This is a genomic window from Flavobacterium sp. M31R6 (assembly GCF_013284035.1).
Lineage (GTDB): Bacteria > Bacteroidota > Bacteroidia > Flavobacteriales > Flavobacteriaceae > Flavobacterium.
Genome location: NZ_CP054141.1, coordinates 4,382,078 through 4,408,380 on the forward strand (window position 1 = coordinate 4,382,078; position 26,303 = coordinate 4,408,380).

The 26,303-nt window shown below is 34.1% G+C and carries 21 protein-coding genes; 5 read left to right on the top strand and 16 right to left on the bottom strand.

The window, feature by feature from the left end; translation table 11 throughout:
- Nucleotides 1-107 precede the first annotated feature (107 nt).
- The 3 genes from HQN62_RS18520 to HQN62_RS18530 all read left to right on the top strand — a co-directional run bounded on the left by HQN62_RS18520 (nucleotide 108) and on the right by HQN62_RS18530 (nucleotide 2,517).
- The gene (locus tag HQN62_RS18520) at nucleotides 108-1,616 is read left to right on the top strand and encodes a helicase HerA-like domain-containing protein (protein WP_173505441.1); all 1,509 of its coding nucleotides are present in this window, start codon (nucleotides 108-110) and stop codon (nucleotides 1,614-1,616) included.
- Between the two features lie 79 nt (nucleotides 1,617-1,695).
- A complete protein-coding gene (locus tag HQN62_RS18525) occupies nucleotides 1,696-2,064 on the top strand; it encodes a DMT family protein (protein ID WP_116797045.1) in 369 nt (122 codons plus the stop codon).
- A gap of 6 nt (nucleotides 2,065-2,070) precedes the next feature.
- Nucleotides 2,071-2,517 (top strand): YybH family protein, encoded by a 447-nt coding sequence (locus HQN62_RS18530; protein ID WP_173505442.1) that lies wholly within the window; start codon nucleotides 2,071-2,073, stop codon nucleotides 2,515-2,517.
- 2 nt (nucleotides 2,518-2,519) lie between these two features.
- Here HQN62_RS18530 and HQN62_RS18535 read toward each other — a convergent pair whose 3' ends face one another.
- Nucleotides 2,520-4,910 carry a penicillin acylase family protein gene (locus HQN62_RS18535; protein WP_173505443.1) on the bottom strand — a complete coding sequence of 797 codons (2,391 nt, stop codon included), beginning with the start codon at nucleotides 4,908-4,910 and terminating at the stop codon, nucleotides 2,520-2,522.
- Nucleotides 4,911-5,183: 273 nt separating this feature from the next.
- Here HQN62_RS18535 and HQN62_RS18540 point away from each other — a divergent pair, with 273 nt between their 5' ends.
- Nucleotides 5,184-5,831, top strand: coding sequence for a flavin reductase family protein (locus tag HQN62_RS18540; protein ID WP_116797042.1), 648 nt, complete (start codon nucleotides 5,184-5,186; stop codon nucleotides 5,829-5,831).
- 309 nt (nucleotides 5,832-6,140) lie between these two features.
- Here HQN62_RS18540 and HQN62_RS18545 read toward each other — a convergent pair whose 3' ends face one another.
- From HQN62_RS18545 to HQN62_RS18615, 15 genes are all read right to left on the bottom strand, one after another.
- Complete coding sequence (locus tag HQN62_RS18545) at nucleotides 6,141-6,554, bottom strand: glycine zipper family protein (protein ID WP_173505444.1); 414 nt, start codon at nucleotides 6,552-6,554, stop codon at nucleotides 6,141-6,143.
- Between the two features lie 108 nt (nucleotides 6,555-6,662).
- Entirely contained in the window at nucleotides 6,663-7,937 is a 1,275-nt protein-coding gene (gene kynU, locus HQN62_RS18550; RefSeq protein ID WP_173505445.1) for a kynureninase, read from the bottom strand.
- 578 nt (nucleotides 7,938-8,515) lie between these two features.
- A complete protein-coding gene (gene queA / locus HQN62_RS18555; RefSeq protein WP_111411093.1) occupies nucleotides 8,516-9,565 on the bottom strand; it encodes a tRNA preQ1(34) S-adenosylmethionine ribosyltransferase-isomerase QueA in 1,050 nt (349 codons plus the stop codon).
- 174 nt (nucleotides 9,566-9,739) lie between these two features.
- Nucleotides 9,740-10,975 (bottom strand): 3-phosphoshikimate 1-carboxyvinyltransferase, encoded by a 1,236-nt coding sequence (gene aroA / locus HQN62_RS18560; protein WP_173505446.1) that lies wholly within the window; start codon nucleotides 10,973-10,975, stop codon nucleotides 9,740-9,742.
- 80 nt (nucleotides 10,976-11,055) lie between these two features.
- Nucleotides 11,056-11,382 (bottom strand): nucleotide pyrophosphohydrolase, encoded by a 327-nt coding sequence (locus HQN62_RS18565; RefSeq protein WP_007811153.1) that lies wholly within the window; start codon nucleotides 11,380-11,382, stop codon nucleotides 11,056-11,058.
- A complete protein-coding gene (locus tag HQN62_RS18570) occupies nucleotides 11,379-13,376 on the bottom strand; it encodes a DUF3857 domain-containing protein (protein WP_173505447.1) in 1,998 nt (665 codons plus the stop codon). The genes HQN62_RS18565 and HQN62_RS18570 overlap by 4 nt, the downstream gene beginning before the upstream one ends.
- A 3-nt stretch (nucleotides 13,377-13,379) precedes the next feature.
- Entirely contained in the window at nucleotides 13,380-15,407 is a 2,028-nt protein-coding gene (locus HQN62_RS18575) for a transglutaminase domain-containing protein (protein ID WP_173505448.1), read from the bottom strand.
- A 7-nt stretch (nucleotides 15,408-15,414) separates the two neighbouring features.
- Nucleotides 15,415-17,331 carry a DUF3857 domain-containing protein gene (locus HQN62_RS18580; protein WP_173505449.1) on the bottom strand — a complete coding sequence of 639 codons (1,917 nt, stop codon included), beginning with the start codon at nucleotides 17,329-17,331 and terminating at the stop codon, nucleotides 15,415-15,417.
- 54 nt (nucleotides 17,332-17,385) lie between these two features.
- Complete coding sequence (gene dtd / locus HQN62_RS18585) at nucleotides 17,386-17,838, bottom strand: D-aminoacyl-tRNA deacylase (protein WP_173505450.1); 453 nt, start codon at nucleotides 17,836-17,838, stop codon at nucleotides 17,386-17,388.
- Between the two features lie 50 nt (nucleotides 17,839-17,888).
- The gene (gene rsgA / locus HQN62_RS18590; RefSeq protein WP_173505451.1) at nucleotides 17,889-18,866 is read right to left on the bottom strand and encodes a ribosome small subunit-dependent GTPase A; all 978 of its coding nucleotides are present in this window, start codon (nucleotides 18,864-18,866) and stop codon (nucleotides 17,889-17,891) included.
- 224 nt (nucleotides 18,867-19,090) lie between these two features.
- Nucleotides 19,091-20,173, bottom strand: a complete 1,083-nt coding sequence (locus HQN62_RS18595; protein WP_111411100.1) for a bifunctional 3-deoxy-7-phosphoheptulonate synthase/chorismate mutase type II — start codon at nucleotides 20,171-20,173, stop codon at nucleotides 19,091-19,093.
- A 153-nt stretch (nucleotides 20,174-20,326) separates the two neighbouring features.
- On the bottom strand, nucleotides 20,327-21,184 hold the full coding sequence (locus HQN62_RS18600) for a prephenate dehydrogenase (protein ID WP_116797033.1): 858 nt from the start codon (nucleotides 21,182-21,184) through the stop codon (nucleotides 20,327-20,329).
- Nucleotides 21,185-21,267: 83 nt separating this feature from the next.
- Nucleotides 21,268-22,413, bottom strand: a complete 1,146-nt coding sequence (locus tag HQN62_RS18605; RefSeq protein WP_173505452.1) for a pyridoxal phosphate-dependent aminotransferase — start codon at nucleotides 22,411-22,413, stop codon at nucleotides 21,268-21,270.
- A gap of 70 nt (nucleotides 22,414-22,483) precedes the next feature.
- Nucleotides 22,484-23,311 (bottom strand): prephenate dehydratase, encoded by an 828-nt coding sequence (locus HQN62_RS18610; protein WP_173505453.1) that lies wholly within the window; start codon nucleotides 23,309-23,311, stop codon nucleotides 22,484-22,486.
- Between the two features lie 669 nt (nucleotides 23,312-23,980).
- Nucleotides 23,981-25,225, bottom strand: a complete 1,245-nt coding sequence (locus HQN62_RS18615; protein WP_173505454.1) for a dicarboxylate/amino acid:cation symporter — start codon at nucleotides 25,223-25,225, stop codon at nucleotides 23,981-23,983.
- A gap of 165 nt (nucleotides 25,226-25,390) precedes the next feature.
- Between HQN62_RS18615 and gldA the strand changes: the two genes are divergently transcribed.
- Nucleotides 25,391-26,287: a gliding motility-associated ABC transporter ATP-binding subunit GldA gene (gldA, locus tag HQN62_RS18620; RefSeq protein ID WP_173505455.1), complete on the top strand. Its 897-nt coding sequence runs from the start codon at nucleotides 25,391-25,393 to the stop codon at nucleotides 26,285-26,287.
- Nucleotides 26,288-26,303: the final 16 nt, after the last annotated feature.

Here is a 26,303-nt window from a genome sequence, read left to right on the forward strand (position 1 = left end):
ATCTATCGAATCAATAGTATTTTGTGATATTTTATTACAGAAAACACTTAATTATTCATTTGAAAAAAATTAATATCTTGCAGTAGATTTTAACACCCCCGTAAGCAATGAGCAAAGAAGAAAATTTTATTCAGCAAATAAACGAAGGCTATCTATCACAAGGAGAGAGTATAACGCTAGGCGGAGCCATTCTTGACGGCAAAGCATTACCTAATACATTTGTCAAAATTCCGCTAAAAACATTAAATAGACACGGACTAATTGCCGGCGCTACAGGAACAGGAAAAACAAAAACCATTCAAGTTCTTTCAGAACAACTATCCTCATTTGGCATTCCGGTATTGATGATGGACATAAAAGGTGATTTTAGCGGAGTTGCAAAGGAAGGCGAAGAAAAAGACTTCATAAAAGAACGTCATGCTAAATTAAACATCCCCTACTCTGTGTCGAGTTTTCCTGTAGAATTACTATCCCTCTCTAAACAAGAGGGAGTTCGACTTCGATCTACAGTTTCTGAATTCGGACCCGTTCTTTTTTCTAGAATTTTAGATTTGAATGATACACAGGCTGGAGTTGTTTCGGTTATATTCAAATATTGTGATGACAACAAAATGCCATTATTAGATTTAAAAGACATTAAAAAGGTCATTAATTATATTACCGATGAAGGAAAAGACGAAATTGAAGAAAGTTATGGTAAAATATCGACTTCGACTACAGGAACTATTTTAAGAAAAATAATCGAGCTGGAACAACAAGGTGCCGATTTGTTTTTTGGAGAACTATCCTTCGAAATTGACGACTTATTTCGTCTTGACGAAAATGGAAAAGGATACATTAATATTATACGACTAACAGACATTCAAGACAAGCCTAAATTATTCTCCACTTTCATGCTGAGTTTGCTTGCCGAAATTTACCAACAAATGCCCGAAAAAGGCGATGCAGACCAACCCGAATTAGTCATTTTCATCGATGAAGCTCATTTAATTTTTAATGAAGCCAGCAAAGCATTATTAGAACAGATAGAAACTATCGTTAAATTAATTCGTTCCAAAGGAATTGGTATTTATTTTATCACTCAAAATCCTATGGATATTCCAAGTGGTGTTTTGGCACAACTAGGATTGAAGATACAACACGCTTTAAGAGCATTCACAGCCAATGACAGGCAGGCAATCAAACAATCGGCAGACAACTATCCTACATCCGAATTTTACAAAACAGACGAAGTATTAACCAGTTTAGGAATTGGAGAAGCCTTTGTAACTGCATTAAGCGAAAAAGGAATTCCTACTCCACTTGTAGCCACTATGATGCGCGCTCCAATGAGTCGAATGGATATATTAACTGATGCTGAAATTCAAGAAATCAACACAAAATCCAAATTAGTTAAAAAATACAGTGAAGTTCTTGATCGTGAAAGTGCTTATGAGATGCTCAATAAAAAAATCGAATCCGCTCAAGAGAAAGCTATCGTTCCTGAAGAGAAAAAACAAGAAAGCAACGAACCGAGTACTGCAAGTGTCGTTACAAAATCGGTTTTAAAAGTCGTTACCAGTGCCACTTTTATTAGAGGAGCATTTGGAATACTGTCTAAAATGTTTAAAAAATAAACACATCTCTGTTTCCAAAATCAAAGACAGCAACCGGTCCGAATAGTAAAAATCACTATTTTTGGCCCAAAAACAAAACATGAAAGCATACGCTACTATAGGTTTATTAATATTATCAAATATTTTTATGACATTGGCTTGGTATGGACATCTTAAATTCAAAGAATTAAAATGGTTTGAAAATGCGGGATTGATAAGCATTGTATTGATTAGTTGGGGACTGGCTTTATTTGAGTATTGCTTCCAAGTCCCAGCGAACAGAATAGGTTATGAAGGCAATGGCGGTCCTTTTTCACTTATGCAACTCAAAGTAATCCAAGAAGTAATTACATTAGTCATTTTCGTGTTGTTCTCATTACTTTTCTTCAAAAACGAAACCTTAAGATGGAATCATTTCGTTGGTTTTTTATGCTTGGTTTTGGCCGTTTATTTTATATTCAAAAAATAATTCTCTATGAAAAACACCTTCAAACTCATTATTTTTCTATTGGTTCTGAGTGGCTGTTCGCCAAAGTCGGAAACTAAAAATTTAACGTATGTCAAGTTAGAGATTGTTAAAACAGAAAAAGACTTTGAAAAATTAGTTGCCAAAAAAGGGATAGCCGAAGGATTTTATCAATTTGCCGATTCTAATGCTGTTATCAAAAGAGAGCACGACACTTTAATCATCGGCAAGATCAATATTAAAAATTATTATTTAAACTCAAAGTACCAAAACGCAAGTGTAACTTGGTCTCCCGATGCCATAACCGTTTCCGATGCCGGAGATATGGCTTCAAGTTACGGCAAATATGTTTGGACTTTTAAAGATGCTTCCGGGAAGGAACAAGTTTCAAAAGGAGTCTTTCATACGGTCTGGAAAAAACAAAAAGACGGCTCTTGGAAATACATCTGGGATTAGTACTAATTTTTCTGAGGATAAAAAATAAGTTTTGTTGAAGATTGTATAATTTCCTTTTTATTCAATTTCATTTTTCTAAATTTTCCCGCATTATACAATTCGGCTTGATCTGCATAATGCTCACTAAATGGATTTCCGGATTGCCCCGTCGGCAGAATTCCCCAACTATTTTCAATATCAGAGAAGTCAATAACTCTTCGGCTTGAAGGCCCTCCTTTTACTTTATAAAATCCATCATCGACAAAATCAAAAAACTGATTATTTATTACTTCGTTAGAACCCGAAACTTCAAAAGGACCAACATTAAAAAAAGGTCTAAATAGCGCTAATTTTCCAATTGGGTGTTGGTATTCTACTGAATGTACTTTTTCCCACTTCCATTCCGAAGGTGAATTACCCAATTGGTTTTCCAAAGCCGCTATTGCTTCTTCGAATGATTTTGCTAAAATTTGATTTCTGGTTTCTTTTATGTTTTTTGTTCTAACATCATCCCACCATGGCGAATTTTCGTTTGAAATTTGTCTGGCGACAATTTGCTTCATAATATGGGTTCCTAAAAATTGTTTGAATCCTTCATCACCCAATTCGTCCTGAAAAGTATTTTTTAGATATAAAAAAATCCATTTATTATAGATTGTTGGTGCAACATCATTCAAATCATTTGAACCATTCCATGATTTCAAAATATGTATAGCTTCATTTTCCGTTTTGGAAAGTGATTTTGGATTTAAATTAGAGATTAACTTTTTTACAACTCCTGGACCTACGGCTGATGTATTGTCACTAATCATTTCACCCACTGAACTTTCATCCCAATCGGATTTTGAATCCAATAATTGTGTAATTCTTTTCGCCCTGTCTTCAGGAAGATAATAGCCTGGATAAGCAAAACCATCAATCGCTTCAGGCTGATTGTTTGCAGAATAAACATAATTCCAATCTGGATTGACTGCTGATGGGTTTTTTGAAAAATCTAAATATTCTAAACTATCATCTTTCCCATTTGCACCATCAAGTATAAAATTTGTATTCACGCCATTATTGTGTTTGTACAATTTTCCGGTTGCCCACCAACCAACATTTCCTTTGGCATCGCCATACATTACATTCAGTCCAGGTGCGGCAATAAGCGCAACTCCATTTTGGAAATCGGCTATTGATCTGGAATGTGATATTGCATAAATCGCCTCAATACTATGAATAGGTTGTTGTGTATAAATCCAAGACATCGCAACTGGTTTATTGCTTTTTAAACCAGTCAACAAATCATTCATAATGGGACCATGCTGACTCACTTTTAAATTCAAAATCACATCTGATGAATCTTTTACCTTTATTACTTTCTTTCTGATCTCATAATCCTGAAATCCTTTTTTGGTTTGATATTGGTTACTATTTTTGGGATTATTTTCTTCTTGATAGAAATCGACATCATCATTTTCAAACATTGTCAAACCATATGCATATTCACGATTGTGACCCAATAAAGGGAAAGGTGCTCCCGCTAGGTAACAGCCATACAATTCGAAATCGGGAGTGTCAATATGTGCTTCATACCAAGTTCCAGGTTGAGAGAATCCAATATGTGGATCATTTGCAAAAATCACTTTTTTATTCTTTGTTTTTGGAGGAGCAACAACCCAACTATTGCTTCCAACAAATGGCGCTACTGGTGATTGATCCAAAAGTGACGCGATCGATTTTGAAATAGCTATATATTCTTGAGATTTTTGTTTTGAAATTTTAATTTTAGTAGTATTAAAATCTCCCTCTATTCCAAAATCTTTGAGATAATCCATTCCATATTTATTCCTAATATCGGTAAGTAATGGATCTGTTTTTTGAGCCATTGCAAAGCTAAAAGACATATATCCAAAAATATTATATACATCCTTGATGGTAAATTTTTGCTTTTTAACCCCTAATAATTGAAATTCCACTGGAGTTACACCTTCCTCAAGATATTGATTAATCCCATCCAAATAGGCCATCATCAATTGATAGGCTGCACTATTTTTATCTAAGTTCGAAATTGCTTTTGCAGATGCTTCTTCAATTCCTAAACCCACAAAAAACTTATCGTTCTTCAATGCAACCGATCCAAATACCTCGGACAAGCGACCTGGCGCAATACGTCTAAGTAGTTCCATTTGCCATAATCTATCTTGAGCATGCACATACCCCAAAGCAACCATTGCATCATTTGAATTTTTAGCATAAATATGCGGCACTCCAAATTCATCAAAATAAACCGTAGTCTCCTTTTTAATATTTTTTAAATAAACATCACCTTCATATTTAGGTTTTTGATATGACCTATAAATTAAAAATGCGCCAATTAAGACAATTATCAAAAAAATAAAAACAAGTAAGGCTCTTTTTAGGTTTCTCATTGGACGTCATTTAAATACACTTTATCAAACTTATGTAAAAATCTACACATTTTATGTACTGTTTTTAAAAGAGACATTTAAAAAAGGGTATATTTTTATCAAATGTAAATAAAACACAATAATAATGAATTTTAGCATTATTGTTAATTTTTTATTATAAAACAAAGAATAAACTCCTTAAAAGTTAAAATTCACTATTTAAATTGAGATTTTTACAACAAACTCCACGTGATTAAGTGTCAGTTTCTTATATTTGTTAAAACATAAAAAATCATGAAAAATATTTCAAAAGAAACCATTTCGCAAATGGATAAGATTGAAAAATTAAATTTAATTAATTCATGTACCGGTTTTAAGTCTGCCAATTTGATAGCTACGAAATCTATTGAAGGCAATACAAATGTTGCTATTTTTAGTAGTGTCACCCATCTGGGAAGCAGCCCATCATTAATAGGTTTCATAGTTCGTCCAACGACCGTTCCAAGAGATACTTATAAAAATATTATGGAAACTGGTTATTTCACCGTAAACCACATTACAGTTGACATGATTGCTGATGCCCATCACACCTCTGCCAATTATGATTCTGGAATTTCTGAATTTGACAAAACCAATCTAGAAGAAGAATACAAAGAAGGTTTTAACATTCCTTTTGTAAAAGGAAGTCCGGTACAACTTTACTGCAAATATGTAAATGAATACATCATCAAGGAAAATGACACGATCCATATTATCGCATCCATCGAGCATATTTTTTTCGATGAAACTTTAGAACATAAAGATGGTTGGCTACAATTAGACAAAGGAAATATAGTTGCCTTGAATGGTGTAGACGGTTACTTTTTACCCAAATTAATTGATCGATTTCAATATGCACAACAAAATGTTCCTACAAAATCATTTAAAAAAGATAAGGAATAAAAAATCAACATGAGTGATTAATAACCTATTTAAAATCATTCACCCGTCCCCACATTCTATTTAATGGTATTTTTGTTTTAGGTTCTTTATCATGAGAAATGTTTAAATTTAAAATATATACTAAATGGCAAAACTAAAAAGGCTGAAATAGAACTTGAGCGCATTCCAGAAAAGTCATTTTACAATTTTCTATGGCGAAATATAGCCGAATTTTTAAAAGAAATTTTGATTTAAAAATTCAAATAAAAAAGAGTGTTTAAATTCTTGATGAATTAAACACTCTTTTTGCTTTTTGGTAATGAAATTTATTTATTTTTTACTGCTGTCAATAATTGCCCCTGTTCCAGCACCTACACCAGCACCAGCAAGTCCACCTATAATAGCACCTTGCCCTTTTTTCTTGCTAATTATCGCTCCTGTTGCGGCACCGACTCCTGCGCCAATAACAGCTCCTTTTGCTGCTCCGCTCCAGCCTTTCTTTTTAGCAGTTGGTGCTTGAGCAGTACTCTGTTTGTTTACAACAACAACTTCTTTTTGATATTCAATTTTTTCTTTTTCAGCGTTTGCAAATTCGGTTTGCATAGAATCTATAATTCTTTGTTTTTCGATTACTGTTTTCATAGAGTCAATCGAAACTTGTTTCGCTTTATTTAAATCTACTTTTTGTTGATTTTGACAAGAGAAAAGTATCATTGCTGTAAAAACTATATATAAAGCTTTCATAATTATAAATTTTAAAGTTCAATTACAAAGTAACAACCTGAAACTCCAACTGGACTTACATAATTATTGCAATAGTTTATAACTTTAAAAGCTTTATGAAACAATAAATTACCCTAGAATTCCTTTTTTCAAAATCTGTCCGAAGTGATACATATCTTCATAAGAGGTATATAAAGGAACCGGTGCAAGACGAATTACATTGGGTTCACGCCAATCTGTAATTACACCGTTTTTCATTAGGTAATCAAATAAGCTACGCCCTTCGCCATGAAGGAAAACAGACAATTGACAAGCTCTTTCAGAAGGTTCTGTTGGAGTGATAATTTCAAAAGACCCTTGCACTTCTTTACTTATTTCGTTCAGAATAAATTCTAAATAAGAAGTGATTTTGTCTCTTTTTAATATTAATTCATCCATTCCAATTTCGTCAAACATTTCAACGGAAGCCAAATAAGGCGCCAATGATAGTATTGGCAAATTACTTATCTGCCAACCTCCAGCTCCGTGAACAGGATCAAAAACGGGTTCCATCTTGAAACGACGTTCTTTATTATGTCCCCACCAACCTGCAAATCGAGGCAATTCTTTATTGTTATGGTGTTTTTCATGAACAAAACAACCTGAAGCATTTCCTGGTCCTGAATTCATATATTTATAACTGCACCAAGCAGCAAAATCGACATTCCAATCGTGCAGTTCCAATTTAATATTTCCGGCAGCGTGGGCTAAATCCCAGCCTACGTAAGCACCTTGTTTATGTCCTGCTTCGGTGATGGTTTTCATATCGAAAACCTGGCCTGTGTAATAATTCACACCGCCTATTAAAACCAACGCCAACTCCTCGCCCACTTCTTCAATTTTTGTCAAAACATCTTCCAATCGGATGTTATGTTCTCCTTCACGACGTTTGATTTCCACAATGACATCTTCTGGCTTATATCCGTGAATATTTACTTGGCTTTGAAACATATATTGATCGGAAGGAAAGGCTTTTTCTTCGCAAATGATTTTGTAACGATTTGCTGTTGGTCTATAAAATGAAACCATCAATAAATGAAGATTCACTGTTAGCGTGTTCATTACAGTGACTTCAGATGGCAAAGCACCTACCAATTTACTTAACGGATTAGCAAAACGTTCCTGATAATCCCACCAAGGTTTTTCGGCATAAAAATGGCCTTCAACGGCGAGATTTGCCCAATCGTCCATCACTTCATCAATATATTTTTTGGTTCTTTTTGGCTGTAATCCCAAAGAGTTACCCGTAAAATAAATTACTTTTTTGTCATTGACTTTTGGAAAGATAAATTCGTCTTGGTATATATGTAGATGATCTTGTGAATCGAGTTGCTGAGCAAATTCTAATGTATTTTTGAAATCCATTTTTTGATTATTTTGTGCCGTAAAAATAGAAAAAAGAAAATTGAGATAAGAAAATAGAATAGAGAAAATAGACAATTGTGGTTATTAAAATTACAATTCAACAAAAATTGAATTATTTTAAACCTATATTTTACATTTACAGCAATAAGATTCTTATGAAAAGGAATTGCGTTAGGGGGTTCAAGTTTATAGATCATGACTATCGTTACTACAACCAAACTAATAATAGTAGCCACAGATTAAAAAGATTTACACAGATTTCTTTTATGATTGTACTGAAATCTCTTTAATCTGTAGTAAAAAAAACACTTGATACTCTTTGTGGACTACCCCATTTTAACCCAGATTCAGCATTATACTTTATTACGCAGAGACACACGAAGAATTCGCAAAGTTCCGCAAAGCTTTTTAAACTCCATTTAGAAAATTCTTTTTTCCTTTGCGAATCTTTGCGAGTCCTTTGAGCATCTTCGTGAAATTTTTCCTATTGCGAAAATTAAATGTTCGCTTTGCTCAATTTTGGGCAAAAAAAAATCTCGCCAATGCTGACGAGACTTTGTATTTAGTTTTGAATGTGATTAGATAATCAACATTGCATCTCCGTAAGAGTAGAATTTATATTCTTCTTTGATTGCTTCTTCGTACGCTCTTTTCATTAAATCATGTCCACAGAAAGCAGAAACCATCATTAACAAAGTTGATTTTGGCGTATGAAAATTGGTAATCATACAAGTTGGTATACTGAAATCGTGAGGAGGGAAAACAAATTTATTTGTCCAACCATCGTAAGGATTCAGTGTGTTTTGTGAAGAAACTGAACTTTCTACGGCACGCATAGAAGTTGTTCCTACGGTACATATTCTCTTTTTGGCAGCTTTGGCAGCGTTTACGATATCACAAGCTTCTTGAGTAATTTTTAATTCCTCAGAATCCATTTTGTGTTTCGACAAATCCTCAACCTCAACTGGATTGAAAGTTCCTAAACCAACGTGTAGTGTTACTTCGGCAAATTTAACTCCTTTGATTTCCAATCTTTTCAACAAATGTTTAGAGAAGTGTAAACCAGCAGTTGGTGCTGCAACAGCTCCTTCTTCTTTGGCATAAATTGTTTGGTAACGCTCTGCATCTTCTGGAGTTACGTCACGACTAATGTATTTAGGAATAGGAGTTTCTCCTAGTTCTGTTAATTTATTTCTGAATTCTTCATAAGATCCGTCATAAAGAAAACGCAATGTTCTTCCACGAGAAGTAGTATTATCGATTACCTCGGCCACTAATGAATCGTCATCTCCGAAGTACAATTTATTTCCGATTCTGATTTTACGGGCTGGGTCTACTAAAACGTCCCAAAGTCTTTGTTCTGCGTTTAACTCTCTAAGCAAAAACACTTCAATTCTTGCTCCAGTTTTTTCTTTGTTTCCGTATAAACGGGCAGGAAAAACTTTGGTATTATTCAATATTAAAACATCACCATCATCAAAATAATCGATAACGTCTTTAAACATTTTATGTTCTATCGTTTGTTTCTTACGGTCAATAACCATCAATCGAGACTCATCTCTATTTTCGGCTGGATATTCTGCAAGAAGTTCTTTTGGTAAATTGAATTGAAAGTGAGATAATTTCATTTGCTGTTTGTTTAAAAGTTTAAAATTTCAAGTCTCAAGTTATTTAAACTGAACTTAAAAATCTTTCGGATGCAAATATACGATTGTGAGATAGGCGTTGTCAAGTGTTTAGGTGTTTATTTTTCCTTACCTGACCCTATCCCGCAATGTGATTGCAAAAAACTCAATAAAAGTTTATGTAAACGACCATCTTTGCATCATAAAAAACCCTATTTTCTTTAAATCATCCCAAAAATCAGGATATGATTTTGATACGACATCAGCATTATTGATAACAATTGGCACTTTTAATCCTAATGGTGCAAAAGCCATCGCCATTCTGTGGTCGTTATAAGTATCTATCCTTATCTCTTCATTAATACTTTTTGTCGCTATAAGCGTCAAACTATCATTAGTCACTGATATATTGGCTCCCAATTTTGTCAATTCAATACGAAGTGCTTCCAGTCTATCGGTTTCTTTAATTTTTAAAGTGTGCAAACCGGTAAGATGACAACCAATTCCTAAACCTAAGCAAGTAACTACAATAGTTTGTGCAATGTCTGGAGTATTATTTAACTCAAAATTCAAATCTTTGTATTCGAAATCACTTTGCTTTGTCAAAGTAAGTTTGTTTCCTTCAAAATGTGACGTCACTCCCATTTCCTTGTATATCTCAACCAAAGCTGAATCTCCCTGCAAACTGGTTTCTTTGTAACTAGTCAAAGAAATAGAAGCTGTTTTTGCCAAGGCAACTAAACTAAAAAAGTAAGATGCCGAACTCCAATCGGATTCTACGGTCATTACTTTGGTTTCTACTTCCTTTTTTGGATGTACTGTGATTACGTTTCCGACAAAACTAGTTTGAATGTTTAAATCATTCAATAATGCCAAAGTCATTTTGATATAAGGAACAGAAGTTATCTCACCAACCAAAGTCAGTTCAATTCCGTTCTCTAATTTTGGCGCCACCAAAAGCAATGCCGATATATACTGACTACTCACATTGGCCGGAATACTAACCTTCGAAGCAGTGATTTTTTGCCCTTTGATTCGAATAGGCGGATAACCTTCTTCTTTTTCATAAGTGATCTGCGCTCCTAATTGCTGCAAGGCCTCAACCAAAACTTTTATCGGGCGTTCTGTCATTCTTTGAGATCCTGTCAACACAACTTCACGTCCTTCATTAACTGCAAAATATGCCGTTAAGAAACGCATTGCTGTTCCAGCATGATGAATATCTACAATTTCCTCATTACCATTCAAAGCCTTTTGCATTACTTCACTATCATCAGAATTTGAAGTATTCGCCAAAGTAATATTTGGATACAATGCCTGAAGCAACAATAGTCGATTGGTTTCGCTTTTGGAACCTGTAATTGCAATTTGTTCTTGTAAATCGTGTTGTGAAGTTTGTAACAGTAAATTCATTTTGGATGAGTTGATAGGTGTGTTTTAGCAAATTTATTTTAAAAAAAGGATGTACCAAAACTTTGCCCTGACTTATAACATTATTTTAGTTTATCGTTGTTTTTGTGTCGGTCTTTATCACGAACGGATTTTAGATCCATTTTCTTGTCAAAAGCGGCTTGCAAATCGATTCCGGTTTGATTAGCCAAACACAATACCACAAAAACAACATCGGCCAATTCTTCACCAAGATCTTTGTTTTTATCGCTTTCTTTTTCGGATTGCTCTCCGTAACGACGGGCTATGATTCGGGCTACCTCACCTACTTCTTCGGTAAGTTGTGCCATATTGGTCAATTCATTGAAGTAGCGAACTCCGTGTTCTTTGATCCAAGTGTCTACGTCTAGTTGGGCATTTTTTAGGTTCATGGTTGAATTTTTTTGAGAACTATTTTTTCGTTTTGCTTGTCAATCATTTTTTGATAAAACTCTTTAATTGGTTCATAAAACCCAGCAGAAACTATAGACATATTATTCTCCTTAGTAATTAAAAGCTGTATTCTATTACCCTGAAAAACCGTGTTAATTGAAAAAGACAACTCTTTACCGTCTGTCGATATTCTCATCGGCTGAGGAATTGACTCTACAGTATAATTGTCCGGTATTTCAAAACTGATATTATATCTTTCCAGTTTTGGATAACCAAAATAGATGGGCATTTGTCTTTTTTCCTGAACAAAAGGATTATGTGATTGTGTAAAAAACAACATCGGATTGATGTATATTTTGTCTCCAATAATATCGCAATGATTGCTAGCCGTAAAAGTAAAATTTTCCAGAATAGGATTTGCTAAATCGGTTTTTTTATTATCAATGGAATAATCTTGAATTTTAATACCGCTTAAATCATTTTCCAATTTTTCCAAATAAGCATCTCCATTCATTTCTGCATATTTTTCTCTAAAACTATACGCATCATAATCCGTCATTTGAAGTCTATACTTTCCTTCCATTTTAGCTTCCTTATCCATTTTCACCATCAAAGTATAATATTTACCAGATGGTTTTGCGGGAACTAAATCAACTTCTTGAGAAATTCCTTCTTGTTTGATAAGTCGGCCTTTCCAGTTTAAAACATTCAAAGGCAAGATGTTTTGTGTGGTGAATTTATGCGTTGCATCCAATAAAATTTGCTTGCCGTCTATAACAACAGCTGCAATAACATAATTAAAAACGGTTCTATTAGGAAAAACAGGTATCCCATGTTCTTTTGTACTAACCAAAACTGGACTCGCATCCAATCCTGCCAATTTCAACATTGAGATGAGAATGAAATTTATTTCTGCAACATTTCCTGTTTTGTCAATATAGGCCTGCCTAACACCTTTATCAGTATAATACCCATTGTCATTATTCCAGTTCATTCTGTTTTGAACAAATTTAAAAACTATTGCAAGTCTTTCTTCCTTAGAATCAACGTCTTTTAAAATCGTTTTTACATCATTTAGAAGATATAAACTTTCTTTTAATTCAATTCCAAATTCTTTATCCGCATAAATAGTTTTAGTTACACCATCCCAATCTTTGGAATAATTCTTTTCTTTTTCATCCGGAAAATTTGTCTTTTCAAGTTCGTGATGGAGAGAAGATTGATAATTTTGAATATTATCCACAAAATTTTCCTCTTTTAAAGCCGGAATATTTTCTGCAGTATATTTTGTCTTTAATTGTCTGAAACTCAAATTAACCATTTGTGAATTTTTGTCATCAAAAGAAAAACTTCCGTCCACCACTTTTGAATCCATTTTTATATCAATAAAACCAACTTGAATAGGCTTATAGGTAAAAAAATAAGGAATGCTCGTTATATATTCAGCGTAGTTTACTGGAATTTTCTCCTGAAAATTGAAAACTGGAAACTTAACTATATTTTCTGTTTTTAAAACATATTTAAATTCAATGACCGATCCCACTTTCACATTAGGCAACGTTATGGATGCTTCATTCCAATATTCATTTACATTTTTTTTAAAACTCCCCTCACTATTGAGTTTTGTTTTGACAATTGAACCATTCTCAAGATTATAAGTTGCTGCATTCGAAAACTTAACAACATCATCATTGTAATGTTCATACCCCACATAATAAGGCAAGGTGAAATTAGCCCAATCAGACCCTTCCTTTTTATAGATTTTAATACGCATAGTCACTTCTGTGATTGCTACAAATCCATTCTTCAAAGAATAATCAAAACTAGTTTTACCGTTTTTAAACAATATCGCTGCCACAGCGCTAGTATCTTTGGGATGCTGTTTTTCTTTTAATTCCGAAATAGACACTTTCCCTAATTCAAAATTTTGAGCATTTATCTTTATACAAGAAAACAAAATCAATAACCCCAAAAGGGCTTTAAAGTTTCTCATTATTTATGCTTTCTTTAAAACGATTTTTTCAGTTTGCTTAGCAATCATTCCTTGATAATATTCTTTTAGTGTAGTATAATATTCTGGCGAAACAATTGGTGTATTAATTTGATGGCTAATTGATAACTGTATATTGCTTCCAGATGCATTCGATATAAATTTAAAGCTACCAATATTATCCTCCATATTAAACACAGATGATTTTGGAAGTGTTTCTATCACATATCCATCTGGAATATCAATATTTATTGCATATTTGTCTATAAACGGGAACCCATAATCAATAGGATATTCTCTAACCTCTTGTTTAAATGGATTATGTTCTTTGGTAAAAAACAACAATGGATTGATATACATTTTTTCACCAATGATCTCACACAAACTTGTCCCTGTAAAAGAGCAGGTTTCTACAATTGGCTTTTTAACATCTTTCTCATTTGTTCTAGAGTAATCAGAAATTTCAATTTTCTCGTTTTCATTTTCCAATTTTTCCAAATATTCCTCCTCTTTTATGTTTTCTATCTCCGATCTAAAACTCATAGCATTATGGTTGGTTCGTTGACGTCTTAATTTACCCGTAATTTTACCGGTGGCATCAATTGAATACATCATTGTTACATTATCATCTGAAACTTTTGTAGGCATCAAATCGACTTCTTCTGATGTTCCATCTTTTCTAATTAACCTCCCCATCCAATTTAAATCCCTAAATGGCAATACATTTGGAGTTGAAAATTTACTTGTAGCATCCAACAATATCAACCCTTCTGGAGTTTCTACAGCAGCAATAACATAGTTAAAAGCCGTCCTATTTGGAAAAATTGAAATCCCATTTGCTCTGGTGCTAACCAAAACAGGATTTGCTTTTAATCCAGCTGTACGCAACATTGCTGTAAGCATTAAATTAATTTCTGCTACATTACCTGTCTTGTCTTTATACGCTTTTTTAACACCATCATCGCAAGAATAACCATTATATTCATTCCATTTTACGGTTAATTTCACATAATTTAGAATAGCTGAAATAATTTCATCTTGAGCTGATAATCCCGCAATAACGGCTTTTAAATCATCTTCAAAATAACCCGTTTTATTAAGTTCGGGCCCAAAATCATCATTGTCATAAATAGTTTTTACTACTGCATTCCAGTCGGTAGAATAAGTCTTAAGAGGTTCGTTTGGGTATTTCGTCATCGATAATTCTTGCGCTAAACTTGTTGTATAATTATCAATATTATTTACAAATGCCTCCTCCTTCAGGGCTGACATATTTTGAGCAGTATATGTTGTTTTAGTTTCTTGGTATTCGATCTTATCACTTGAAAAACTAGTTTTTGTAACATTTAATGAAGTTCCTGGAACTTGGCTTCTTTCCTTACTGGTAATAGTAAATGACTTTTGAGATTTTTCAACAGCAATTTGAGGTGAAATAAATCCTTTTAGCTTAGTGTTATAAACAAAGTATTCCGGAACATACGTTTTATATTCAGAATAATCAACAGGAATATCAGTCTGGAAATCAAATTCTCGTAGCATCCCAATATTATTTGTCCGTATGGTGTATTTAAATTCTAATACCGAACCTTCTTTAACATTAGGCAAGGTTATTTTCTTTTTACTCCAATATTTATTAACCTTTTCTTCAAATTCCCCCTCACTTTTTAGCTTTGATTTCTCAATCTTTCCTGCCACTAAATTATAAGCTACAGCATCCGTAAATAAAACACTTTCTTTTATTGATGTACTTCCCGAAATAAACCTTACTTCTTGATTTGCCCAATCATAGCCCTCTTTTTTATAAATCTTAATACGCATAGCTACTTCCGTAACTACTCTGAAACCTTCATTTTGCACATATTCAAATCTAGTTGCTCCAGTTTTAAACAATATTGCAGCAACAGCAGCAGTGTCTTTTGGGTGTGTTTTTTGTTCCAATTCGGCAATGGATACTTTCCCTAATTTAAATTCTTGTGCATTTACATTGGAACAAAATAGGATTGATAAAAATAAGAAGCAGGTTAAATTCTTCATTTGGTTATTAGCTTTTGGTTAAAATTATTTTGGCATTGTCGTTTCTAGAAATTTGCTCCATAAAAAGGCGAAATTCATCGTATTCTTTATTGGTATATAAACCTTTTTTCAAAAAAAACTTTCGCTTGTAAACGATAGTAGCATTGTCTTTTTTAATAATCTCTGTTTTATATTCGCCGAATTTTCCATTAATTTCAACATTCCCCGGAAGAAATTCAATTGAAAAATTAACAGGCAAAGCGATTTCAATTTCATCGATATCAACTGAGCCTCTTTGAATTTCTAAAGGATTTTTTCGATTTCGAATTCGTTTGACACTTTGAGTTAATGGATTAAAAGCATTTATAGCAAACATCATTTTATTTGTTGATACATTACCGTAATTCACTGCACTTATTTCGGCATTTTCAGTAAAACTCACTTTTTCAGTATCATTTTTAAAAGTGACTTTTTTGATTTTTAAATTATTAATGGTACTCCAATAATCTTTATAAAAAACTTCCATTTCCGTTGGAGAAAGCTTATCATTATTAAATTTTTGATTGTATTGAGAACCCTCAGAAACGATTCCAACTTTTCCTAAAAAATCACCATTCTCTGCAATAGAATAAGTTCCTTTACTGATTTGGGTATTACCCATATCTTCGTAAACTTTTGTTCTTACAATCTCTCCTCCTTCGGGTTTTACCACCAAAACATTTCTGTCATCTGTAAACGTTCCTTGATAACCAAAAGGATCTACCTGACTTGTACATTCTAAAAAAACATATTTATCTTTATTGGGTATAGCCAAAATCATATGATTCCCTTGCATTGAAACAAAATCAGTTTCAATATCACGCTTTCTTGGATTACCATATAAAATCACATTATAAGATGGTACATCCACCGCAGCAAGGAGTGCTTTGGTATAATTACTCAAAGCCTTACAGTCTCCATAGCCCAAACGATCAACATCACCAGCCAACATTGGTTTCCATCCTCCAATACCAATACTTATATTCACATATCTTGATTTTTCCTGAACATATTTATAAATGATTTGTGCTTTCTTAATGGGATCAGTTTCAGTACCTACTAGAGCTTTCATTTTTACTTTAGTTTCTTCTGGAAGATCTGTGGTTCCCTGTAGAATTTTTTCACTGTACCATTTTCCGAATTCTGTCCATGTTTTGGCAGTTCCATCCACACCTTCCAGATGAAACAACTCTAATCCCATCATTACTCTTGGAAAAAGGGAACTAATCGAGGGACTTGCTGCTTCTTCTTTTTGAGCCACCATTTTTGATGCTGTATAAGAAAGTTGTGTCGAAGTTTCTATCGTTTTTTTTACATTAAAATTCGAGAAATTGAATTCTTTATATTTAAAACTGAGGTTTGAAGGATAACTTATGTTCAGAATGCTTTTTTCTATACTTACAGCATAATCATTCAAAGGCATCCATTGCGGAATGAAAGCCGTATTGGATGTTTCTGTTTCGCTTTCAAAAACAACTGTAAACGGATATTGTATTGGTGTATAATCTAAGTAAATATAACGGCTCTCCGAAAAAAGAGTACTTCCGCTTACTGCACTTACATCCCTGAAATCTCCTTTTTTTATTTTTTTTATTTCCTTTCCTGAAACATCATAAACCGTTGCCAATATACTTTTGACAGGACTCGATTTGTCGTAATTTTCATAGGCTTCAATAGCGCCTAAGCCATTCTCATTCAAGACAGTTACCACACGTTTGTTTTTGATATTCATGCTGCGTTGAGAAGCAATTACAATATCAATTTGATTCAAACGAACCACTGCATTCGCATTTTCTTTGAGACTATCGGAAAGAGTAAGTGTACTATAATCGCTCTTTTGAGCAAAAAGAAACGTTGTTGCAAATAAGAAAGCAACGTAAATAACAGAATGGGACTTGGGGGTCATAATAAAATTTTAGCATCGAAATATAAGAAAATTTCGTTTAAATAAAAGCTAAAATTATTCTTTATTTTTACTATCAATCGATATCGTAACGGGACCGTCATTAATTAATGACACTTTCATATCTGCTCCAAAAATTCCAGTTTGTACTTTTTTACCTAATTCCTTTTCGATTTGTTTTACGAAATTTTCATAAATCGGAATGGCAACTTCTGGCTTTGAAGCCTTGATATATGAAGGACGATTTCCCTTTTTGGTCAGGGCATGAAGCGTAAATTGAGAAACAACAATTATCTCGCCGTCAACATCTTTTACCGAAAGATTCATAACGTCGTTTTCATCACCAAAAATGCGAAGATTAGTGATTTTTTGGCAAAGCCAATTGGTATCTTCTTGGGTATCGGCATCTTCCATTCCTACCAAAACCAACAACCCTTTTTGGATATTGGCAACAATTTTAGAATCGACAGTTACGGAAGCTTGGGAAACTCTTTGGAGAACAATTTTCATTTACATTAAATTGCAGATTTAAAAAATATTGAATTTTGAAATTGATATTGTTATTCCCTAGATTTATCACTAATGATTCTATCCTCATTATAATCATCGGTACGATAATGCTCATCATCTCCTTCCAGAATTTTGAGATAACTATTATATCGGGACCAAGCAATTTCATCTCTTTCTAATGCGGCTTTTATGGCGCAATGTGGTTCTTCTTTATGCAAACAATTGTTGAACTTACACTGGTCTTTCAATTTGAAAAATTCGGGAAAATATCCGCTAATCTCTGACGGATCCATATCGACCATTCCAAAACCTTTGATTCCTGGAGTATCTATAATTTTTGCCCCAAAAGACAAATCATACATCTCTGCAAAAGTGGTTGTATGTTGTCCCTGCTTGCTGGCTACAGATATAGTTTTAGTTTTTAAATGCAAAGAAGGTTCCATGGCATTCACCAGAGTCGATTTCCCAACACCCGAATGTCCAGAAAACATACTTACTTTACCAACCATCATATCTTGCAAAGCTTCGACCCCCTTATTCTCTGTCGAGGAAACCCGCAAACATTTATATCCTATTTCCTGATACACATGTTGCATATACAACTGCTCGTCAAGCGTAACCTCATCCAAGGTATCTATTTTATTAAAAACCAAAATAGCTTCAATTCCATAAGCTTCGGCGGTTACCAAAAAACGATCAATAAAGTTGAATGTGGTTGGTGGATTGTTTACTGTTACCAATAGAAATACGCGATCAATATTGGAAGCAATAATATGCATTTGATGTGATAAATTCACCGCCTTACGAACGATATAGTTTTTTCTCTCGTGAATATTATGAATTGTTCCAGTAACAGTATCTGAGGTTTCCTCGAGTTCATAATCGACAATATCACCCACAGCAATTGGATTGGTACTTTTAATTCCTTTGATTCGGAATTTCCCTTTCATACGGCATTCTATAAAATCTCCTTGTTCTGATTTTACGGTGTACCAACTTCCTGTAGATTTGTAAACGAGTCCTGTCATTATTAATTTTAGATTTCTGATTTTAGATTTCTGATTTAAAACCTAAGCCTTTGCAAAGATAAAGGATTTATGATTGAAGATTAACGATTTTAGATTTATGATTTGCAAGACTTCCTAAACAAACAAAAAAATCCCAAAACCTAAGCCTTGGGATTTATTAAAATCTAAATTTTACGACTCACAAAATCTGAAGTCAAAAATCGTTAATCTAAAATCTGAAATCTTTATGAATTCAAGATTTTTTCTTGGTGACCAATACTTTCTTGGTGGATATTTTTGAACAATTTAACTATAAATTCTTCTGTCAATCCTTTTTTAGCACCTTCGGCAATCATTTTTTCCTGGATTTCATTCCAACGATTATTTTGAAGAATAGCAACGTTATTTTCTTTTTTCACTTGACCAATTTCGTCCGCTACCTTCATTCTTTTTCCTAATAAGTCCAATAAATTAGCATCAAGCACATCGATATTAGCTCTTAATTTGGTCATTTTACTTGTAAACTCATCAGTGTCTCCACTCACTTTTCTTACTTTCAAATCTTTGAAGATTTGTTTCAAAGCAGCAGGAGTTACTTGTTGAGCAGCATCACTCCATGCATTATCTGGATCATTATGAGTTTCGATAATCATACCGTCATAATTTAAATCCAATGCTTCTTGAGTTACTTCAAGAATCATATCACGGTTTCCTGTAATATGTGAAGGATCAATAATCAAAGGTAAATCAGGAAATTTATTTTGCAATTCAATAGCAATTTGCCATTCTGGAATATTTCTGTATTTAGTTTTTTCGTAAGTAGAAAAACCTCTGTGAATTACACCCAATTTCTTGATTCCAGCAGCATACAAACGCTCTACACCACCCAACCATAAAGCCATATCTGGATTTACAGGATTTTTGATCAATACAATTTTATCAGTTCCTTTTAAGGTATCGGCGATTTCTTGAACAGCAAAAGGATTTGCCGTTGTACGAGCACCAACCCATAAAACATCAATATCATTTTCCAAAGCTAATTTACAGTGAGCTGCAGTTGCAACCTCTGTACCCATAAGCAAACCTGTTTCTGCTTTGGCTTTCTTTAACCATTTCAATCCAATCTCTCCAACACCTTCAAATCCTCCTGGACGTGTTCTTGGTTTCCAAATACCCGCTCTAAAAACGCTTACATCTGAATCTTTCAATTCGTGAGCAATTTTCAACACTTGCTCTTCTGTTTCAGCACTACAAGGTCCTGCTATTACAAATGGATGAGACAATTTGAATTCGTTCAACCAATCTCTCATTTCTTTCTTGTTTTCCATCTTTTCTAAAATTTTTCCTTTTTTCCCCTCTCCTCCCGATAGCTATCGGAACTCCCCAAACAACTGGAGGGATTGAGAGAGATCTTTATTATTAATTGCTTACTACTACTTTATTTTGTTGTTCTATTTTATTTTTCTCTAAACGAATTACTGCTACTTTTTGGCATTCATTCCGTTCAATATTTCCTTAATTCGGTTGACGCTTTCCATTTCATGATAAATCGCTTCGTAATCATCATTCACCAAAAGCTCCTTAAACTTGGATAAATTTGAAATATATTCTTCCAATGTTCTGACCACCTGTTTTTTATTTTGTTTAAAAATCGGTGTCCACATCGCTGGCGAACTCTTGGCCAAACGAACGGTACTTTCAAAACCGGAACCTGCCATATCAAAAATATCTTGTTCGTCCTTTTCTTTATTGATTACCGTTTTTCCAAGCATAAACGAACTGATATGTGATAAATGCGACACATAAGCAATATGTTTATCATGCGATTTTGGATCCATATAACGAATTCTCATTCCGATTGCCGCAAAAAGCCACAATGCTTTTTCCTGTAATTTGAAAGTTGTTTTTTCAACTTCACAGATGATGTTTGTTTTTCCTTGAAACAATCCTCTAATAGCCGCCGATGGTCCCGAAAACTCTGTTCCTGCAATAGGATGCGTAGCAATAAAATTTCTTCTTCTTGGATGACCCGAAACCGCTTCGCATATTGGCGTTTTTGTCGAACCCACATCAAAAACAATAGCCGAATCTGAAATTAAATCCAATACCGTTGGCAAAACTACAATAGCCGTATCCACTGGAACCGAAACAATCACAAAATCCGCTTTGGACAAATCATCAAACGTTGCTGCTTCATCAATAACTCCAAGCGCTATTGCTTCCTGCAAATGCTTTTCATTACTGTCAATCCCAAAAATTTTGGCATCAGGATTCAAACCTTTGGCGTCCAATGCTATCGATCCCCCTATTAATCCAACACCTATTACGTATATATTCATTTTATTCAATTTCAATGTCAATGTCAATTGCAATACCAATTAGAAAACCTAGCTTTTACTTTATTCCCCAAAAACTTAGAGTCCTAAAATCTATCTATCGCCTCCTGTACTTTTTCCTCTTTTACACAAAGTGCAAATCGGATGTAACCTTCTCCATTACTTCCAAAAATGGTTCCCGGTGTTATAAAAATAGATTTCTCGTATAATATTTTATCAATAAAATCCTCCGCCGATGTTATTCCTGCTGGCAATTTGGCCCAAACAAACAATCCAACACCTTCTTTATATACTTTGCATCCCAGTTTTTCGGCCAGTTGTTCAGTAAGTACACGGCGCTTTTTGTAAACTTCGTTCATCGAGTCAAACCAGGACTGATCGCTTTTCAAAGCCTCTACAGCCCCTTTTTGGATTCCGTAGAACATTCCGCTGTCCATATTGCTTTTTACTTTAAGAACTGAATCAATCAGCTTTGCACTTCCCAAAACCATTCCGACTCTCCATCCAGCCATATTGAACGTTTTGCTCAAAGAATTCAATTCCAGTGACACATCTTTAGCTCCTTCCACCTGCAACAAACTCATCGGTTTATCATTCAAAACAAAACTATACGGATTGTCATTGACCAATAATATATGATGCTTTTTGGCGAAAGCCACTAATTTTTCAAACAATTCCAGACTTCCTCTCGCTCCTGTAGGCATATGTGGATAACCAATCCACATAATTTTCACTTTTGATAAATCCAGTTTTTCTAAAGCTTCAAAATCAGGTTCCCAATTATTGACTTCTTTCAAATCGTAATAAACAGGTACAGCACCAACTAGATTCGTCACTGAACTGTATGTAGGATATCCTGGATTCGGAATCAAAACATGGTCTCCTTCATTCAAAAAAGCTAAGGAAATATGCATAATTCCTTCTTTAGATCCCATCAAAGGCAAAATTTCCACATTAGAATCTAAGGTTACACCATAATTATTTTTATAAAAATCTGCCATCCCTTTTCTAAGTTCAGGCAATCCTTGATAACTTTGATATTGGTGTGCATTCTCATCTTGCATTGCCAAAATTACGGCATCCATAACTGCTTTTGATGGCTTCAAATCTGGGCTTCCAATTCCCATATTGATAATTGGTTTTCCCTCTGAGGCTAATTGTCTCACTTCTCTCAATTTAGATGAGAAATAGTATTCTTCAATAATATCGAGACGTTTTGCTGTTGTAATCATGCTATTTTATATTTCTCTTTTCAGAGTTTATTTTATCTTTAAAAACTTTTGACTTGTAACTTCCGCCCAATTACGGCTTGGTGTTTTTATATTCTCCCAATACTTTAAAATATTCGGCCATTATCGTTAACAGCGCTTTTGATTTGGCAAAATCTTCATATTTATCAAAAGTAACATCAACAAAAAAAGAATATTTCCAAGGTGTTTCAATTTTTGGCAACGATTGTATTTTGGTTAAATTCAATTTACAATCACTCATTACATTCAAAACCGCCGCCAAACTTCCTCGTTTGTGATCCAATTCAAATTTTATCGAAGCTCTGTTTATTTCACTTTCTGGTACAAAATGATTTTCTCTATTGATAATCACAAAACGAGTCATATTATTGTTTATCGTTTGGATTTCCGGTGCCAGAATTTCCAAATCATACATTTCTGAAGCTGTTTTGCTAGCAATTGCTGCAATTCCTTTTAGCTGTTTTTCGTGTATTCTTCTGGCGGTTTCGGCAGTATCCTTGTCTTCAACTAATTTTATGTTTGGGTATTTTTTCAAGAACTCCATACATTGCAATAAAGCCATCGGGTGAGAATGTACTTCCAGAATGTCTTCTATTTTTTGACCTTTCAGCGCCATTAAATTTTGGTGAATATCAAGATAATGTTCACCAATAATATGCAGATTGTTTTTGTCAATCAATGCGTAATTTGGAATAATAGGCCCGGCAATAGAATTCTCTATAGCCATTACTGCCTGGTCTGATTTTCCCGACAATAAACTAGCTACCAATTCCTCAAAAGACAGACATTCGTCCACTTCGATGTTTTGATAAAAATAGTCTTGAGCCACTTGATGGTGGAAAGATCCTTTAATTCCTTGTATTGCAATTTTCGTTCTCATTGGGTCAAAAAAAAATCCTGATTTTCATCAGGATTGTATATTAGTTTTATTTGTTTTTTGTTCTTCAAATAACCATAGCACAATCCCTTACTTCCTAAAGAAGAAATAAAAAGAGTTGCTAAAATAAAAACGGTTATTAGACATGATGTGCTTTGTTTTTCTTCCGAAGAAGTATTTAAATTTTGGTTGTCAGAGAACCCACTTTTCATTTGATAGAAAACTTTTTTATTGTGGGTTTCAATTATTTATTGCAAATGTATAACATATTTTGAGTCAGCCAAAATAAAAATAATCTTTTATGTAACAAAAAAAGATTCGTTTGTTAAAAGGGATTTTAATTCATTATTCCATAAAAAAGAAGCTTTTTAAATGCATAAAATTATTGATTTCAAAACTACCAAACAGGCTACAACTCTTACTTCCTGCAAAAAAATTGCTTTTTGAATCCTTTTCTTTTGGATGTTGATGAAAAAAACCTCATTTCTGGGTTAATTCAAAGATGTTGTATGCGCGTGAGGGATAAAAGCTAGCTACCAAAGTAGCCCGGATAGCCCGACAGCATAAAACAAAGTGGCCGAATCACCGGTACAATGAGTTGGCCGCTTTGTTTTATGGTGGCACGCCCACACGAGCTTTTGCGAACTGACGTAGTAAAAGATTTTTATATTATTAGGTAATACTTTGGCTGATCCATTTCTTTCCTTCGGAGATTCTAGTGACTACCATTGCTGAAACCAAATCGCCATTGGCATTCAATAAAGTTGCGATTGGATCGACCAAGGTTCCTATAATCATTGCGGCCGGCAAGGCTTGCTCCATCGGAAAACCGTAGACCGTTATGGCGAGAATTTCTCCTATATAGCCCCCGTTTGGAATACCACCTTCGACTACAGATACTATTATGGTGATGCCGATTGCAGTCAATAAAGTATAAGGATCCGTAAAATCCTTGCCGAATAAGGCAAAAATTACAGCGATCTTCACAATCGAAGACATACTTGAACCGTCTTTGTGTAAGGGCGCCCCAAGCGGAATTACAAGATTCCGAATGTGACTTGGTATGTTCATTTTCTCCGCAGCTTCAAGATTGGCAGGAATCGTTGCAATGCTACTGCAAGTTCCCACTGCCGTCAATGCGGGTGTGATGTTGTTTTTCCAAAATACCTTAAGCCCTAAATTTCCTCCAGCGAAAAAAGCATACAAACTGTAGAACACAATGAAGTAAAAGGTACAAACGGCATAATATAACGCTAATGGTTTGGCATAAGCTCCGAATAACTGTGGTCCGAAGATACCGACTTGATATGCAAAATAAGCACCAAGACCTATTGGAGCCGTTTTCATAATAAGATGTAGTAATTGTTTCATCACTTCGTTACCCGAATTTAGGAATCGAGCAAAATCTTTTCCTGTTTCACCTGCACGCAAGGTCGAAAAACCGATTAGAAAAGAAAACAATATGAGCGCTAACATATTTTTTCGGGACAATATCTCATAGAAATCATTGACTGTTACCAATTGTGTGATTTGCGAACCGGTGCTACTTTCCTGAATAGTTTCTAATGCTATTTTTGAGATTACAACACCTTGATGAATTGGAAAAATCAAAACACCAATAATCATTATAACTGCCGAAATAATTACAGTTGTTAGAAACACTCCTAAAACTATTCCGAAGAGCTGACCGAGTTTTTCGGATTTTTGCAAATTGGCAATGGAGGACGCAATGGTAAAAAACACCAACGGTATGATTGCCGTGAAAAGTAAATTCAGAAATATATCTCCCAATGGTTTTATGACTTCTACCCCATTCCCAAAAACCAAACCTAATATGCTGCCAACGATTATTCCGCCAAGGAGTAATAGAATACTGCTGTAATTTTTCAAGAAACTGCCTGATTGATTATTTCCCATATTGATTTAGTTTAATTGTAAATATATAAATCTTAATGATAAAGCCATCATTTCTATCCAAGCTTTGTCAAAGTTCCAAAATTTGACAAAGGTGTAAGGCTCATTGTTGGACAAAAACAATAAACAAAAGTTTTTTCTGTTTACTTTTGCAACAAATAAAGTTTTATGTCAATAGAAGTTAAAAACATTTCGAAAAGTTATGGTGTTCAAAAAGCGTTGGACAACATTTCATTTTCTGTTAAAAAGGGAGAGATTGTTGGTTTTTTAGGTCCTAATGGTGCTGGAAAATCGACCTTGATGAAAATTTTGACGACATATCTTCACGCCGACTCTGGTGTTGCGCTAGTCAATGACTTTGATGTAAACACTCAGGAAAAATCGGTGCAACTTTCTATTGGATATTTACCGGAACACAACCCATTGTATTTGGACTTGTATGTGAGAGAATATCTGGCTTTTAATGCCGACGTTTATAAAGTAGATAAATCAAGAATCGAAGAAGTAATTCAACTTACAGGTTTACAAACTGAAAGCCATAAAAAAATAGGACAGTTGTCCAAAGGCTATCGCCAAAGAGTAGGTCTTGCAAATGCATTATTGCACAATCCCGATGTTTTGATTCTGGATGAACCTACTACCGGATTGGATCCAAATCAATTAGTCGAAATCAGAAATGTGATTAGAAACGTAGGAAAAGACAAAACGGTTTTTCTTTCTACACACATTATGCAGGAAGTCGAAGCGATTTGCGACCGAGTGATTATTATTGACAAAGGACAAATAGTTGCCGATAAAAAATTGGACAATTTAATTTCCGCCAATAAAGAACAAGTAATCGAAGTCGAATTTGATTTGAAAGTAGAAGAAGACCTTGTTGCTCAAATTCCACATCTAAAATCGTTTAAAAATACTCATGGAAACTCTTGGGAATTGACTTTTGTTTCCGACAAGGATATGCGCCCAACGGTTTTTGATTTTGCTTACGATAATGGATTGAAAACTTTACAGCTGAATCAAAAGAACAAGAATTTGGAGGCAGTGTTTAGGGAAATCACGAAGTAAGTTGAAAGATTGCAGA